14 protein-coding genes are annotated in these 15161 nt (G+C 58.0%); 7 read left to right on the top strand and 7 right to left on the bottom strand.

The window, feature by feature from the left end:
- Positions 1-49: 49 nt before the first annotated feature.
- A complete protein-coding gene (locus FQ179_RS17975) occupies positions 50-817 on the bottom strand; it encodes a crotonase/enoyl-CoA hydratase family protein (RefSeq protein ID WP_149398680.1) in 768 nt (255 codons plus the stop codon).
- A gap of 178 nt (positions 818-995) precedes the next feature.
- Here FQ179_RS17975 and glyQ point away from each other — a divergent pair, with 178 nt between their 5' ends.
- The 6 genes from glyQ to gloA all read left to right on the top strand — a co-directional run bounded on the left by glyQ (position 996) and on the right by gloA (position 6680).
- A complete protein-coding gene (glyQ, locus tag FQ179_RS17980) occupies positions 996-1904 on the top strand; it encodes a glycine--tRNA ligase subunit alpha (RefSeq protein ID WP_149398681.1) in 909 nt (302 codons plus the stop codon).
- Entirely contained in the window at positions 1901-4045 is a 2145-nt protein-coding gene (gene glyS, locus FQ179_RS17985) for a glycine--tRNA ligase subunit beta (RefSeq protein WP_149398682.1), read from the top strand. Before glyQ ends, glyS begins: the two co-directional genes overlap by 4 nt.
- The gene (gene gmhB / locus FQ179_RS17990) at positions 4042-4587 is read left to right on the top strand and encodes a D-glycero-beta-D-manno-heptose 1,7-bisphosphate 7-phosphatase (RefSeq protein WP_149398683.1); all 546 of its coding nucleotides are present in this window, start codon (positions 4042-4044) and stop codon (positions 4585-4587) included. Before glyS ends, gmhB begins: the two co-directional genes overlap by 4 nt.
- Complete coding sequence (locus tag FQ179_RS17995; protein WP_149398684.1) at positions 4587-5315, top strand: 1-acyl-sn-glycerol-3-phosphate acyltransferase; 729 nt, start codon at positions 4587-4589, stop codon at positions 5313-5315. Before gmhB ends, FQ179_RS17995 begins: the two co-directional genes overlap by 1 nt.
- Complete coding sequence (locus tag FQ179_RS18000; RefSeq protein ID WP_149398685.1) at positions 5302-6216, top strand: M48 family metallopeptidase; 915 nt, start codon at positions 5302-5304, stop codon at positions 6214-6216. Before FQ179_RS17995 ends, FQ179_RS18000 begins: the two co-directional genes overlap by 14 nt.
- 68 nt (positions 6217-6284) lie before the next feature.
- Positions 6285-6680: a lactoylglutathione lyase gene (gene gloA, locus FQ179_RS18005; protein WP_149398686.1), complete on the top strand. Its 396-nt coding sequence runs from the start codon at positions 6285-6287 to the stop codon at positions 6678-6680.
- 170 nt (positions 6681-6850) lie between these two features.
- On the opposite strand, the gene FQ179_RS18010 is transcribed toward gloA, so the two are convergent.
- Entirely contained in the window at positions 6851-9073 is a 2223-nt protein-coding gene (locus FQ179_RS18010) for an acyl-CoA dehydrogenase (RefSeq protein WP_149398687.1), read from the bottom strand.
- A gap of 110 nt (positions 9074-9183) precedes the next feature.
- On the opposite strand from FQ179_RS18010, the gene FQ179_RS18015 reads away from it, so the two are divergent.
- Complete coding sequence (locus FQ179_RS18015; RefSeq protein WP_149398688.1) at positions 9184-10413, top strand: nucleoside recognition domain-containing protein; 1230 nt, start codon at positions 9184-9186, stop codon at positions 10411-10413.
- Positions 10414-10669: 256 nt separating this feature from the next.
- Here the strand turns inward: FQ179_RS18015 and FQ179_RS18020 are convergent, their stop codons facing one another.
- The 5 genes from FQ179_RS18020 to FQ179_RS18040 form a co-directional block, all read right to left on the bottom strand.
- Positions 10670-11116: a MaoC family dehydratase gene (locus FQ179_RS18020; RefSeq protein ID WP_149398689.1), complete on the bottom strand. Its 447-nt coding sequence runs from the start codon at positions 11114-11116 to the stop codon at positions 10670-10672.
- Positions 11117-11410: 294 nt separating this feature from the next.
- Complete coding sequence (locus FQ179_RS18025; RefSeq protein WP_149398690.1) at positions 11411-12442, bottom strand: L-threonylcarbamoyladenylate synthase; 1032 nt, start codon at positions 12440-12442, stop codon at positions 11411-11413.
- Positions 12439-13617, bottom strand: a complete 1179-nt coding sequence (locus FQ179_RS18030; protein WP_149398691.1) for a 5-(carboxyamino)imidazole ribonucleotide synthase — start codon at positions 13615-13617, stop codon at positions 12439-12441. The genes FQ179_RS18025 and FQ179_RS18030 overlap by 4 nt, the downstream gene beginning before the upstream one ends.
- A complete protein-coding gene (gene purE, locus FQ179_RS18035) occupies positions 13614-14075 on the bottom strand; it encodes a 5-(carboxyamino)imidazole ribonucleotide mutase (RefSeq protein WP_149398804.1) in 462 nt (153 codons plus the stop codon). Before purE ends, FQ179_RS18030 begins: the two co-directional genes overlap by 4 nt.
- 152 nt (positions 14076-14227) lie before the next feature.
- A complete protein-coding gene (locus tag FQ179_RS18040; protein ID WP_149398692.1) occupies positions 14228-15115 on the bottom strand; it encodes a phosphoribosylaminoimidazolesuccinocarboxamide synthase in 888 nt (295 codons plus the stop codon).
- Positions 15116-15161 lie beyond the last annotated feature (46 nt).

Here is a 15161-nt window from a genome sequence, read left to right on the forward strand (position 1 = left end):
TAAAAAGGGCGAGCCATCTTGACCCGCCGTGATGCTGATGTAAAAAAGGTTATTTACCTGTCCAGACAGGCTTGCGCTTTTCGGCGAAGGCGGTTGCGCCTTCTTTGGCGTCTGCCGAGGTAAAGATATGGGCAATGCGGGGACGCTGCAGGTCAAACATGTCTGACTCGCGCCAGTCGCGCGACTCACTTACAACCGACTTGGCCGTACGCACGGCCAGCGGGCCATTGGCCGCAATAATACGCCCCAACGCCAGTGCGCCTTCAAGCGCCTGCCCTGGCTCGGTCACACGATTAACCAAGCCATAACCGGCCATACGATCAGCCGGGAAAAACTCGCCTGTCAGTACGGCCTCCATGGCGATATGGTAAGGGATGCGGCTGGGCAAGCGCAGCATGCCGCCCGAACCTGGCACGATACCGCGTTTGACTTCGGGTACCCCAAAGCTGGCATTGCTGGCGGCAACGATAAGATCACAGGCCAGGGCAATTTCGAAGCCGCCTGCCAGTGCATAGCCTTCAATGGCGGCAATCAGGGGCTTGCGCGGCGGCTTCTCGCAAATGCCGGCAAAGCCGCGATCGCCCACGTATGGGCGCAGGCCTTCGCGCGCAAAGGCCTTCAGATCCATACCTGAACAGAATGTGTTGCCGCCACCCGTAAGCACGCCCAGCACAATGTCATCGTCGCTGTCGAGGTGGTCAAGTGCTGCGGCCAGTTGCCGGGCAGCTTCCATGTTGATGGCATTGCGCGCCTCGGGGCGATTAAGCGTAATGACCAGCATCTGGTCGATGACTTCTGTTTTTACCAAGTCTGACATAAACCATCCTCGTGAAATCTGCTCGCCTGATTCGGCAAGTACAGGAATACAAAAAGCACAGCAAAACCAGGCAAACAGCGTGCATCACACATACACAGACCTGGCAACGGCCTTCTTTGTCGCGGAACCAGTTAAAATCGTACACTTTTGCGGCACTTCGCTTTACTGGCCATCGCTCATGCTCACTTTTCAGCAAATCATTTTAACGCTACAGCAATATTGGGACCGCCAAGGGTGTGCGCTCCTGCAACCCTATGACATGGAAGTCGGTGCGGGCACCTCGCATACCGCTACGTTTCTGAGGGCTATCGGGCCCGAACCATGGCGCGCTGCCTATGTGCAGCCATCCCGGCGCCCCAAAGATGGGCGCTACGGCGAAAACCCCAACAGGCTGCAGCATTATTACCAATATCAGGTCGTACTGAAACCGGCACCGCCCGAAATCATCGATCTGTACATCGGCTCGCTTGAAGCGCTGGGCATCAACCCTAAAGAACATGACATCCGGTTTGTCGAAGATGACTGGGAAAACCCCACGTTGGGTGCCTGGGGTCTGGGCTGGGAAGTGTGGCTCAATGGCATGGAAGTCACGCAATTTACGTACTTTCAGCAAGTGGGCGGGCTAGACTGCACGCCTGCCACAGGCGAAATCACTTACGGGCTCGAGCGTCTGGCCATGTATCTGCAAGGTGTTGAGAGCGTTTACGACCTGGTCTGGACTGACGGCGCACACGGTCAAAAAATCTACTACCGCGACGTGTTCCACCAGAACGAGGTTGAGCAGTCAGCCTACAACTTCGAGCATGCCTCAACCACCATGCTGTTTGCCCATTTCAATGATTACGAGGCTGAGGCTCAGCGCATGATTGCCGTGCCGCTCGCGTTGCCCGCCTACGAAGTCACCCTGAAGGCCGCCCACACATTTAACCTGCTTGATGCGCGCGGCGCCATCAGCGTCACCGAGCGCGCGGCTTACATGGGGCGTATTCGTAACCTGTCGCGTGCAGTTGCGCAGGCGTATTACGATTCACGCGAACAATTAAATTTTCCCATGCTTGTCCCGTCCACTGCAGAGACCGCAAAATGAGCAACACAACACTGCTGCAACCCCTGCTGATCGAACTGCTTACCGAAGAGCTCCCCCCAAAGGCATTGAACAAGCTGGGGCAGGCCTTTGCCGAAGGGCTACGCAAGGTGCTGGCGCAGCACCAGTTGCTGTCCGCCGACTGCAAAACCACTGACTTTGCCACGCCGCGCCGCCTGGCCGTGCACTTTGACGCCGTACTGGGCCAGGCACCTGACCTGCCCTATACCGAAAAGCTCATGCCTGCCAAAATCGGCCTCGACGCAGCCGGCAACATGACGCCAGCCCTCATCAAAAAGCTCGCCAGCAAAGGCCTGCAAGACACGCCCGCTTCGGCGCTTATTCGCGAGTCTGACGGCAAGCAAGACTATCTGTACGCAAAAGGCGTGGCACGCGGCAAAGCGCTGGCCGAAGGCCTGCAAGAAGCCCTCGACTATGCCCTCACGCACCTGCCCATACCAAAAGTCATGCGTTACCAACTGGCCGACGGTGTCACCAGCGTCAAGTTCGTACGACCTGCGCACGGCCTGATCGCCTTGTGGGGCGACACCATCATCGCTGTGCAGGCATTGGGCCTTAACGCCGGCCGCGATACGCAGGGCCATCGCTTTATGTGCGACCAGCCCTTCTCCATCACATCGCCCGACACCTACGCGCAGCAGTTGCTCGAACAGGGCAAGGTGGTGGCGTCATTCGATCAGCGCAAGGCGCAGATCAACCAGCAATTGCAAGAAAAGGCACAGGTGCTCAACGCCACCCTGGGCGACAGCCCCGAGGTCGGTGCCCTGCTTGACGAAGTCACTGCCCTGGTGGAGCTGCCCACTGTTTACGTCGGCCAGTTCGAAGAGCAGTTTCTGCAGGTGCCACCTGAGTGCCTCATTCTGACCATGCGGCTTAACCAAAAGTACTTTCCTTTGTTTGAGCCAGACAGCGGTGCCCTGACTCATCGCTTCCTCATTGTCAGCAATATGCTGGCAGCTGATCCAAGCAATATCATCGAAGGCAATCAGCGCGTTGTGCGCCCACGCCTGGCCGATGCCCGTTTCTTTTTCGACACCGACCGCAAAGTTACGCTGGCCGACCGTGTCGAAGATCTCGCCACCAGCGTGTACCACAATAAACTGGGTTCGCAACGTGAGCGCACCGAGCGCGTGCGACACATAGCGCGTTATATCGCCGACCAGCTTGGTGCCAACGTACAGCATGCTGATCGGGCAGCCCTGCTGGCCAAAGCCGACCTGGGCTCTAACATGGTGGGCGAGTTTCCCGAACTGCAAGGGGTTATGGGCGCCTACTATGCAGCCGCCGACGGCGAGCCTGATGAGGTCGTCCGCGCACTGCGTGACCAATACCGCATCCATCTTGACCAGCCCGTCAGTGCCAGCACGCTTACTGCAACCATACTGTTTATTGCCGACCGCGTCGAAACCCTGGTGGGTATCTGGGGCATAGGCCTGGCACCTACAGGCGAACGCGACCCCTTCGGTCTGCGCCGCGCTGCGCTAGGCATTATCAGTGCTTTTGAGCAGCTACAAGCAGGCGGTTTTCTCAAAACCAGCGACAGCACCACACTCAGCTTGCCCCAACTTCTGCAGGTCGCATCCGGCTCGTTCTCAGCGGGTGTCATCGCCGACACTACCGTCACCGAAATCCAGGCATTCATTTACGAACGCTATCGCAATCAGCTCGCTCAGCATGCCGACCGCAACGTGGTCGATGCCGTCATCGCCATCCAGCCTCCCTTGCATCAGGTAGCAGCACGCGTAGAAGCCTGCGCGGGGTTTGCACAACGCCCCGAGGCAGAAAGCCTGGCTGCCGCCAACAAACGCATTGGCAATTTGCTGCGCAAGGCCGAGGAAACGCCCGGAGCCATTGACAACAGCCGCCTCAATGAGCCAGCTGAAAAAAGCCTGGCCAACGTCATTGCAAAACTTGGCCCACAAGCCCGTAGCCAGTACGCTGATGGCGAGTTTGGTGCCAGCATGGCCACCATGGCCCAGGCGCGCGACGCCGTAGACGCATTCTTTAACGACGTCATGGTTATGGCTGACGATCCTGCCGTCCGCGCCAATCGTCTGGCCCTGCTCGCACAACTGCATGGCCTGATGAACCAGGTGGCCGATATTTCGAGGCTGGCCCGGTGAAGCTCGCTATTCTCGACCGCGACGGCGTCATCAATCATGAAAGTAAAGACTTCATCAAGACGCCAGACGAGTGGGTCGCCTTACCTGGCAGCCTCGACGCCATTGCACGTCTGTCACAGGCAGGCTGGCGGGTCGTCATTGCCACCAATCAGTCAGGCCTAGCACGCGGGCTGTTCAGCATGGACTCGCTCAACGCCATTCATGCCAAACTGCGCCGCGAGGTTGCACAGGCAGGCGGCATCATCGACGCTATCTTTGTCTGCCCGCACGGGCCTGACGACGGCTGTGAATGTCGCAAACCCAAGCCGGGCATGTTTCTCGACATTGCACGGCGCTACGAAATTGACTTTTCCCGTGTGCCTTCAGTAGGTGACTCCCTGCGAGACTTGCAGGCGGCCTCAGCCGCAGGCTGCAAGACCTGGCTGGTGCTCACCGGCAACGGTGCCAAAACACAGCACCAGGGCAAGCTACCGCCTGGCACCCAGGTTCGCGACAACCTGGCTTCGGTCGTAGAGGCCTGGCTCACTGAGGAATCCGCATAATGGCTTTGCTGCGCGCAACCCTGTATCAACTTTTTCTGATCATTACTGTCATCCCCTATGCCATAGCCTGCATTCTGTGGGCTCCGTTGCCGCTAAGCTGGCGTTACCGTCTGACCATCGGCTGGCCGCGCATGGCCATATGGGCCGCAAAAGTTATTCTCGGCATACGCTGGCAGTTAAAAGGCGCCGAAAACCTGCCTGATGGCCCAGCCATTCTTTTGTCCAAGCATCAGTCCGCCTGGGAAACCATGTTCCTGATCGCCTATATGCCACGTCAGCTGTGTTTTGTTTATAAACGCGAGCTGCACTGGGTACCTTTCTTCGGCTGGGGTTTGGCTTTACTGCGCATGATCCCCATCAACCGTTCACGCGGACGCGATGCCTTCGAACAGGTCGTTCGCGTTGGTCAGCAACGCATTAATGACGGCCGATGGCCTATACTGTTTCCAGAAGGTACGCGCACAGCACCCGGGCATCAGGGCCGATACAAGCTGGGTGGTGCCCTGCTTGCTACGCGTACCAATACGCCTATTATCCCGGTGGCGCACAATGCCGGCGAATGCTGGCCGCGCAAGGCATTTATCAAAAAGCCGGGTCTGGTAACCGTATCTGTGGGGCCGCTTATCTATCCCGACGGCCTGACCGCAGACCAAGTCAACGAAAAAGTTCGCACCTGGATCGAAAATGAGATGCGGGTGCTCAATCCTGAGCGCTATGAGCGTAGTTAACCAACTCGATCTTTTTACCGACCACCCCTCTTCAAGCAGCCTTCCGTCTGACCCCCCGCTTGATGCATCTGTGCGCCCGGCCACTAACCTGAACGCTCCACTGCGCGCGGCCCCACAGCCCATAACCCCTACGCCGCGCCCACCCACACTGCCAGACGGCGCACGCTGGCGCGAGGTAGCCACGCCCGCGCAAAACATCGGCTACGTGCTGCGCCGTTCACGCCGAAAAAGCATAGGCCTGGTCATCAATGATGACGGGCTGCAGGTAACCGCGCCGGGCTGGGTGCCATTGGGCCAGATCGATTCGGCCGTCATCGAAAAGCATCAATGGATTGTCAGCAAACTGCGGGTACGTCAGGCGCGCCAGCAACAGCTGGCCACCGCCGACACCCAATGGCAGCAAGGCGGCCAGGTGCCCTATCTGGGGCGACGCATTGTGTTGGCGCTTGAGAGCTCGCGCAAGGCGCCCGAATTTGACGGGCAACTCTATATGCCTTCAGAGGGCGATATCCTTAACCTTGCCCTGCCCATGGATGCCGATCGAGAGCGGGTGCGTGACAGTGTGCATGCCTGGCTGCAACAGCGAGCATGCACCTGGTTCGACCAACGTCTCGACTATTTTCTGCAGGCCAACCAGCTGAGCATACGCCGCTGGCGCATGTCATCGGCCGCGACACGGTGGGGTTCGTGCAGCAGTGATGGCAACATTATGCTGAACTGGCGACTGATACACTTCGATCATGGCATTATTGATTACGTCATCGCGCACGAAATAGCGCATTTGCGTGAAATGAATCACAGCAAGGCCTTCTGGCAAGAGCTGGGCCGTATATTGCCAGGCTTTGAAAAAGCACGCGACGCCCTGCGTCAATATGACCCGGGCTCATTACCGCTGCTGTAGGGCAATTGATACACAGCCCGCCTGATCGCTCCGGCTGCGAACAACCCAATTTATCAGGAGTAAACCGAATGCGAATTCTACATACCATGTTGCGAGTGGGTGATCTTGATCGCTCACTGGCTTTTTATACCGACGTACTGGGCATGCGCCTGTTACGGCGCAAAGACTACCCCGATGGCAAGTTCACACTGGCCTTCGTGGGTTACCAAGAAGAAAGTGAAGGGGCTGTGCTTGAGCTGACCCACAACTGGGACACTGCCAGCTATGACTTGGGCAATGCTTATGGGCATATCGCCCTTGAGGTCGAAGATGCCTATGAAGCCTGTACGAAGATCAAAGAAAAAGGCGGCAACGTGGTAAGGGAAGCAGGCCCAATGAAACATGGCGCAACCGTAATCGCCTTCGTCGAAGACCCCGATGGCTACAAAATCGAGCTCATACAGCGTAAAAACCGCAACGATTAACTGGCAAAGCCCGCACGCTGTGCGGCGGGGCTTATCGCTCACCCTGTCAGCGTACCGGCCAGGTCAACCACATAGGGTTGGTCTGGCCGCCTTGTTTGCATCGCGCACTACCTTGGCGCAAGGTAGAGGCTTACCGTAGCGTCAGACTGGGCACGCGTTTGTTGCACCCGTTAAACATTTGCCCGGGCCAGCTCATCAAACGCAAAATCATCTACCTCAATGACGGTAGCGACAGCCTCTTCAGCCGCTTTGAGCATACTGGCCTGCGCGTCGCTAATGGCACCACGCTCATGGGCAACACGCCAATCGTGCAGCCCACCCTGCCGTATGCGGTCAAGCACAGGCTGCGCATCGACCACCAGCTGGAAAGCACGCTCAAGCTGTTCAACACTGCTGCTGTCGTGACCATCCCAGACAGCGCCCACCAGACGGTCGCGCGCCGTGGAGGGTTCGAGCAGAATGTCGGCACACGCCATGGTGGTGCGGTCTGATGGCGCCTTCGCACGCGACCATGGTGGAAGCACAAGCACCCGTAGCAGCCATGCAACAGGTCGTGATGGAAGATTGCTTAGCACTTCATCCATGCGTCGGTCTATGGTCAAAAAACCTTGCTGCATGCAAATATGCACCAGTGGCAGATCGGCCTCGTGACAACCCTCATCACGCCATCGTTTGAGTACCGCCGACAACAGGTAAAGCTCGGAAAGCACATCACCCAAACGGGCCGAGATCATCTCTTTGCGCTTGAGTGCACCGCCCAGCGTAACCAGTGCCATTTCGGATACCAGCGCAAATGCTGACGTCCATCGGCCCATTGCCCGGTACAGAGGCGCCGCCACACCCGCGCCTTTGGGTGCGCTACCCAGTCGGCCGGCCGTCCAGCCCATGCCGGTCGCACGCAGGGTGTTCTTGAAACTATGCCCCAGATGCTGCCAGAGCACGGCATCAAAGTCATCTTCGCCTGCCGCCTCATCAGGGTTGTTGAGCGCAAGAATTTCCCGCATGAGGTATGGGTGGGCGCGCACCGCGCCCTGACCAAACACAATAAGGTTGCGCGTAAGAATATTGGCACCTTCGACGGTAATGGCCACAGGCACCGCACGGTACAGATTGCTCAGATAGTTGCTGGGCCCGTCAATAACGGCTTTGCCGGCATGGATGTCCATGGCATCGTTAACCGATTGCCGCATGCGCTCGGTAGCATGCAGCTTCATAATGGCCGACACCACAGCCGGTTTCAAACCCGTTTGCAGGCCTGCCATTGTGCAGCGCCGCGCCGCTTCAACCACGTAAGCATTGGCGGCCAACTGGCCCAAGCGCTCTTTAATACCTTCAAACCGACCCACCGGTATGCCAAACTGCGAACGCACACGCGCATAGGCCCCTGAAACATGCGCCGTAAATACGCACGCGGCCGCCGACAGTGATGGCAACGAAATACCTCGCCCTGCCGCCAGCGCACTCATTAGCATCTTCCAGCCCTGCCCCGCCTTTTCAGGCCCCCCGATAAGCGCGTCTATGGGCACGAACACATCGTGCCCTTCGGTCGGGCCATTAAGAAAAGCCTGCCCTGCGGGAAGATGACGACGGCCTGTAACAACACCCGGCAAATGGGTAGGCACCAGTGCCACGGAAATACCCGGTTCTTTTTCGTCGCCCAGCAAGCCATCAGGGTCAGAAAGTTTGAAGGCAAGCCCCAGCACCGTCGCCACCGGGCTCAGTGTGATATAGCGTTTGCGCCAGTTAAGACGAATACCCAGCGTGGGTTCGCCCTCGACATCTTGCATGCATACAACACCCGTGTCGGTCATGGATGCCGCATCGGAACCCGCCTCAGGGCTGGTAAGGCCAAAGCAGGGGATTTCTTCACCGCGCGCCAGACGCGGCAGCCAATAGCTACGCTGCTCAGGGGTGCCAAATTGCATCAGCAACTCGCCGGGGCCCAGCGAGTTGGGCACCATGACAGTGACGCCTGCCGTCACTGAGCGCACGGACAACTGACGCACGACTTCAGAATGCGCAAACGGTGAAAACCCAAGGCCGTCGTATTCTTTGGGAATAATCATGCCAAAGAAACCCTGCTGCTTCATAAAGGCCCATACATCAGGCGGCAGGTCGGCGTCTTTCCAGTTAATTTGCCAGTCGTTCAGCATGCTGCACAATTGAGCCAGTGGCCCGTCGATAAAGGCCTGTTCATCAGCCGTTAACGTAACAGGCGGAAGATCCAGCAATGCATCCCAATCGGGCTTGCCGGAAAATAGCTGCGCGTCCCACCAGACATCACCCGCATTAATCGCCTCTTGCTCTGTTGCCGACAGCGATGGCATGGCTTTGCGCCCCATGCGATACAGCGGCTCGGTTAACCACCGGCGACGCCAGGCTCTCCAGTTCATACAGCCCCCCATAAACAACACAATTCGATAAAACCATTATCCCTCGAAACACGGGCGGCAGTGAAGTCTGCGACAATCATGGCTGCCAACCAAACGCCTTGCACACCGCCATGCTCAATACGCTCTGGCTTGCCTTTTTTATTGTCGCTTCGATCTCTGGCCTGTTCCAGTGGGTCGTGCTGCATGACGCCGAGGTATTCGGTCGTATCGTACGCAGTCTGTTCGACATGGCTGATCTGTCAGTGCAAGTGATGATTCTGCTGTTTGGCACGTTAACACTTTGGCTGGGTTTTTTGCGTATTGCCGAAGCGGCCGGTCTGGTGGAAAAGCTTGGACAACTGCTGGCACCGCTGTTCCGGCGACTGATGCCGGGCGTACCTGCAGGCCACCCGGCGCTGGGCCTGATCACGCTTAACTTTGCCGCCAACGGCCTGGGTCTGGACAATGCGGCAACGCCAATCGGCTTGCGCGCCATGCGAGAGTTGCAAAGCCTCAACCCCGAGCCCAAAACGGCCACCAATGCCCAGATTCTTTTTCTGGTGCTTAACTCTTCGTCGCTGACACTGCTGCCGGTCACTATTTTTATGTACCGTGCCCAGCAAGGTGCGCCTGACCCCACCATGGTGTTTTTGCCTATTCTGCTGGCCACCTCGGCATCATCACTGGTGGGGCTGCTGTCTGTAGCGGTCATGCAGCGTATCCGTCTGCAAGACCCCGTCGTTCTGTTGTGGTTGGGCGGTCTGGTGCTGATACTGGGCACGTTCATGGCGGTACTGGCCACGCTCAGCACGGCTGCGATTGCGACGTTTTCTTCACTCACGGGCAACCTTGCGCTGTTCTCCATCATCATGCTGTTTCTGATCGTCGGGGCGTATAAAAAGGTTGCCGTCTACGAGTGTTTTGTCGAAGGCGCCAAAGAAGGCTTTGATATCGCAAAAAGCCTGTTGCCCTATCTTGTCGCCATGCTGTGCGCCATTGGCGTGCTAAGAGCCTCTGGCGCACTTGATGCTGCGCTTGACGCAATCCGCTGGGCTGCCACGGGGCTCAACCTGGATACCCGTTTTATCGATGCCCTGCCCACCGCCCTGGCCAAGCCTTTCTCAGGCAGTGCGGCACGTGCGCTGCTTATCGAAACCATGCAGCATTTTGGGGTAGACAGCTTTCCCGCCCTGCTCGCAGCAACGGTGCAAGGCAGTACCGAAACCACGTTTTATGTGCTGGCTGTTTATTTTGGCGCAGTAGGCATACAGCGGGCGCGGCACGCAGTGGGCTGCGCCTTGCTGGCCGATCTGGCGGGCGTGCTGGCTTCTATTGGCATCTGCTACTGGTTCTTCGGCTAAATGGCAAACTTTTAACAACGGGTTTATTGGCCCGTCGATCTGCCGTGCAGACGCTGCGGCCGGCACATTCTAGCCAGGCAAGTGTGGTCAGCCTATTGCAGGCCACGAAGCACTATTGTTTGAGCAAAGCGGCCAGCGTTTTATATTGCCTGACCGCTCAGGGCGGCAGCTGGCGTCTGACGGCCTGCCAACAAACAGGCGTCGCCAGCTCTTTCGCAGATTAGCATCTACCACACCCGTGCTATTTCACGGCGGTTTACTGGGTCGATGTTTTCAGGTCAAACAAGCTGGTAACTTCAGCGTCGAGCACCTGCTCGTCCCGCTGGTTGTACAGGCGCCATGCCCAACGCACAATGCCGAGTTCTTTACGCGTTTCAGACGTACGCACCGAGTTGACCACGGCTTCAAGTCGCAAGGCATCACCCGCCCGCACAGGGTGGAGCCAACGCAGCTTTTCGAGGCCTGGCGAACCAAATGACTCAGAGTCATGCAGTACGGCATCTACTGCCATTCGCATGGCCAGCGAGCAAGTCAGCCAACCGCTGGCAATCAGGCCATCCCATCGGCCCTCATGGGCACGCTCGGCATCCACATGAAACCACTGGGGGTCATAGGCCTTGGCAAAGGCCAGCATTTCGGCCTCATCAACCATCACCGGCGGGTGCTCAATCACCATACCGACTTTGAATTCACTGAATTTCATGAACACTACTCCGGGTAAGCCCAATGCAAAAATGAAATCGGCGACAAGGCCGGCTCGGGCTAAACTTATTATTGACAGGCCAACCTTATAGTTTACCCTTGAAGCAATTTTGTTGCGAATTTGGGTGAGCACGAATAGGTAAAGAAGGCATTATATTGGCTCTGACTATTGGCTCTGACTTTGATCTCTGACCATCGGGTCTAAATATTGGCTCTGGCCAACATATCGCTGTCACGCTCTCCCACCTCAATACGTGGCAGCCACTGACACAAAAAAAATCTGTTACGTAACGGATCAGCCAAATGCCGCAGCAGCGCGCCCTATACGGTCATTAACCGCGCGCCAGGCTTCCGTGCCAGGCGGTTGCTCGATATAGATGCAGTTGTAATCCTGGGCATCGAGCGCCCTCAGCACCGCGTAGAGGTCACGTGCAAAAAGTGCTGGATCACACGAGCAGACCCGCCAATCAATGTAGCTTGCCGACGCATCGGGGGGCGCCTCAAACACCAGTGCCACCACGCGACGATTTTCGGCACGGGATGGCATTAACTCACCCCGCGCCATGGCCAACACCTGAGCTCGCGTCACCAGCCGCAACGGCGTGTGGGGCGCATAATGCGCCTTGAGCGAGCCAGACACCCTGGGTGCTGTGGCATCGGGCCGCGCAGGCGGCTTGCCCAACACATCCGCAAGCTGTTCGGCCGTAATATGCCCTGGACGCAGCAACACGGGCCCTATGCCGTCATCCAGACGCGACACATCCACAATGGTTGACTCAATGCCTACGTTTGAAGGCCCGCCTTCCAGCACCATCAGGCGATCTTCACCCAGTTCGGGAAACTCGGCGCGCACATGGGCAGCCTGCGTCGGCGATACCTGCCCGAACTTATTGGCCGACGGTGCAGCCACCCCACCCTGACCACTCGGCTTCAGGCGCGCAAATTCACGTAACAATGTCTGAGCCACAGGGTGCGAAGGGCAGCGCAGACCCACGCTGCTTTGCCCGCCACTGACAGCAGCGGGAATATGACTGGCTCGCGGAAGAATAAGCGTAAGCGGACCGGGCCAGAACGCCTGAATCAATGCACGGGCCTCGGCCGGTATGGAAGCAGCCCAATAAGTCAGGTCGGCTTCGGGTGCTACATGAACAATAACGGGATGATTAGCAGGCCGGCCCTTGGCCGCATAGATGGCGGCGATAGCTTCAGGGTTCTCGGCGTCACCCCCCAGCCCATAAACGGTTTCGGTGGGAAACGCCACCAGCCCGCCAGCGGCCAGCTTTTGTGCTGCCTGCGCCAAGAGGCGTGACATATCGGGCGAATTCATGATTGATAGTCAATGCCCAGGGCCGCTGCCACTTGCCCAGCTGCCGCCTGCGCATCGGCCAGCGTGTGGCCGAGTATATTTATATGCCCCATTTTGCGCCCCCGGCGCGGCTCGATCTTGCCATACAAATGCAGGCAGGCGCCCGGTACGCCAAGCACTGACGCCCAGTCGGGGTCGCGCTGATGACCGCTGGCGGCGTCAAACCAGATATCGCCCATTACGTTAAGCATGACGACGCTGGCCAGACACTGCGTAGTGCCCAAGGGCATACCAGTCATGGCACGCACCTGCTGATCGAACTGGCTCGTTACGCAAGCATTCATGGTGTAGTGGCCGCTGTTGTGTGGGCGCGGTGCGATCTCGTTGACGATAAGGCTACCGTCTTCAAGCACAAAAAACTCTACACACAGCACACCTACGTAGCCAAGCGCTTCAGCGATCCGCACGGCGGCGGCACCGGCCTGCGCATCAACGTCAGTGCCGCTTTGGGCCGCATCGACCGTCGATACAGCGAGAATGCCGTCACGATGCTCATTGCGCGCAGCCGGATAAAGTACGGTCTGGCCGTCATGACCTCGGGCCACGACAACAGATAACTCAAACGCCAGCGGCAGCATGGCCTCAAGCACGCAACTCGCACCCTCAAACTGCCTGAACGCGGCCAGGGCCTCATCGCGCGTTTTGACACGCGCCTGCCCTTTTCCGTCGTAACCCAGCCTGGCCACCTTGAGAATGCCTGGGAAGAGTACATCGGGCGCGGAGACAATATCGGCCTGATCTTGCACGGCCACATGAGGCGCAACCGGCACGCCAGTGCCCTGAATGAAGGCTTTTTCGAGAATACGATCTTGCACAATGGCCACCGCGTCAGCACCCGGGCTGACCCGCGTGCCATGCGCCAGTATGCGCAGGCTCTCGGCGGGCACATTCTCGAACTCGGTACTGACTGCGTCGCACATGGACGACAGACGAGCCAGGGCCTCTGCGTCTGTATAACCCGCCCTGATATGGCACTCTGCAACCGACCCGGCAGGACTATTTTCAGCGGGATCAAGCACAGCCACCTTGTAACCCAGGCTTTGTGCCGCATGACAAAACATACGCCCCAATTGCCCGCCCCCAAGCATGCCGAGCCAGCTGCCCGAAACTACAGGTGTTGTGGCTGGACGCGTCATACCGGCACCACCATGGCGCGCGCGGCATCGGTTTGTTTTGCCCTGTATGCAACCAGCTTTTCGCGCAACGCGTCATCGGTAGTGGCCACGCAAGCCACAAGGTGAAGTGCTGCGTTGGCCGCCCCTGCCTCGCCAATGGCAAAAGTAGCGACTGGCACCCCTTTGGGCATTTGTACGATGGAAAGCAAGGAGTCTTCACCTCGCAAATAACGCGACGGCACCGGCACCCCAAAAACGGGCACTGGCGTAAGTGCGGCCATCATGCCTGGCAAATGCGCCGCCCCGCCTGCCCCTGCAATAATGCCTCGCAAGCCTCGCTCAGTGGCGCTGGCACCATACTCAACCATATCGTGCGGCATGCGATGAGCAGAAACCACGCGCACCTCGTGCGCAATGCCAAACTCTTCAAGCACTGCTACTGCATGCTTCATGATGTCCCAGTCGCTGGAGGAGCCCATGATAATGCCGGCCACGGGTGCCGTGCCCTGGCCAATGCTAGTCGTGAGTGGTGTCTGATCTGGCGTGTAACGCCCTGTCTGTTCGGTCATATGCGTGTCGGTAAAAATGGGTTAGATCAGGGCGGCGGCCCCGACCATGCCCTCTGGCGGTATCAGTCGCCCTGGGTAAGGCGCGTCAAGGCCTCGCGATATTTATCAGCAGTCTTCTGAATGACATCTGCCGGCACCTTGGGCGCAGGCGGCGTTTTGTCCCATGGCTGGGTTTCGAGCCAGTCGCGCACAAACTGCTTGTCAAACGAGGGTGGGCTAATGCCTTCTGCGTACTGGTCGGCAGGCCAGAAACGTGAGGAGTCTGGTGTCAGCACTTCGTCCATCAGATGCAGGCGACCTGCTTTATCAAGGCCGAACTCAAACTTGGTGTCAGCAATAATAATGCCCTTGCTTCGGGCGAACTCGGCCGCTTCAGCATACAGCTTGAGCGTAATGATGCGAATTTCTTCAGCCAGCTCGCTGCCTACCTGCTTTACGACAAAATCAAAATCAACATTTTCATCGTGAGATCCAAACTCTGCTTTGGCGGCAGGAGTAAAAATGGGTTGAGCCAGCTTGCTTGCCTGCTTGAGACCCGGGGGCAAGGCTATGCCGCATATTGCACCGGTAGCCTGGTAGTCTTTCCAGCCTGAGCCAATCAAATAGCCACGCGCCACGGCCTCGACCATAATGGGCTCAAGGCGTTTGACCACCATGGCACGACCGATAACCTGATCGCGCTCTGCCGGCGTAACAACGCTTTGTGGATCAATACCAGTTGCATGGTTGGGCAGCACGTGGCCCAACCGGCCCAGCCAGAACTCGGTCAGCGCAGTAAGTACTTCACCCTTGCCCGGAATAGGGTCATCAAGAATGACGTCAAACGCAGAAATGCGGTCAGACGCAACAATAAGCAGTTTGTCGTCGCCTACCGCATACATGTCGCGAACTTTGCCACGGCCCAGCAGGGGTAATGAAGTAATGGTTGATTGATGCAGGGCCTGCGCCACGGTTTATCCTTGAGAAGAAAACACCCCGCCCGGCAATGGCCGGGCG

Origin of the sequence: Pusillimonas sp. ANT_WB101, from assembly GCF_008369125.1 — a bacterium.
Classification (GTDB): domain Bacteria; phylum Pseudomonadota; class Gammaproteobacteria; order Burkholderiales; family Burkholderiaceae_B; genus Allopusillimonas.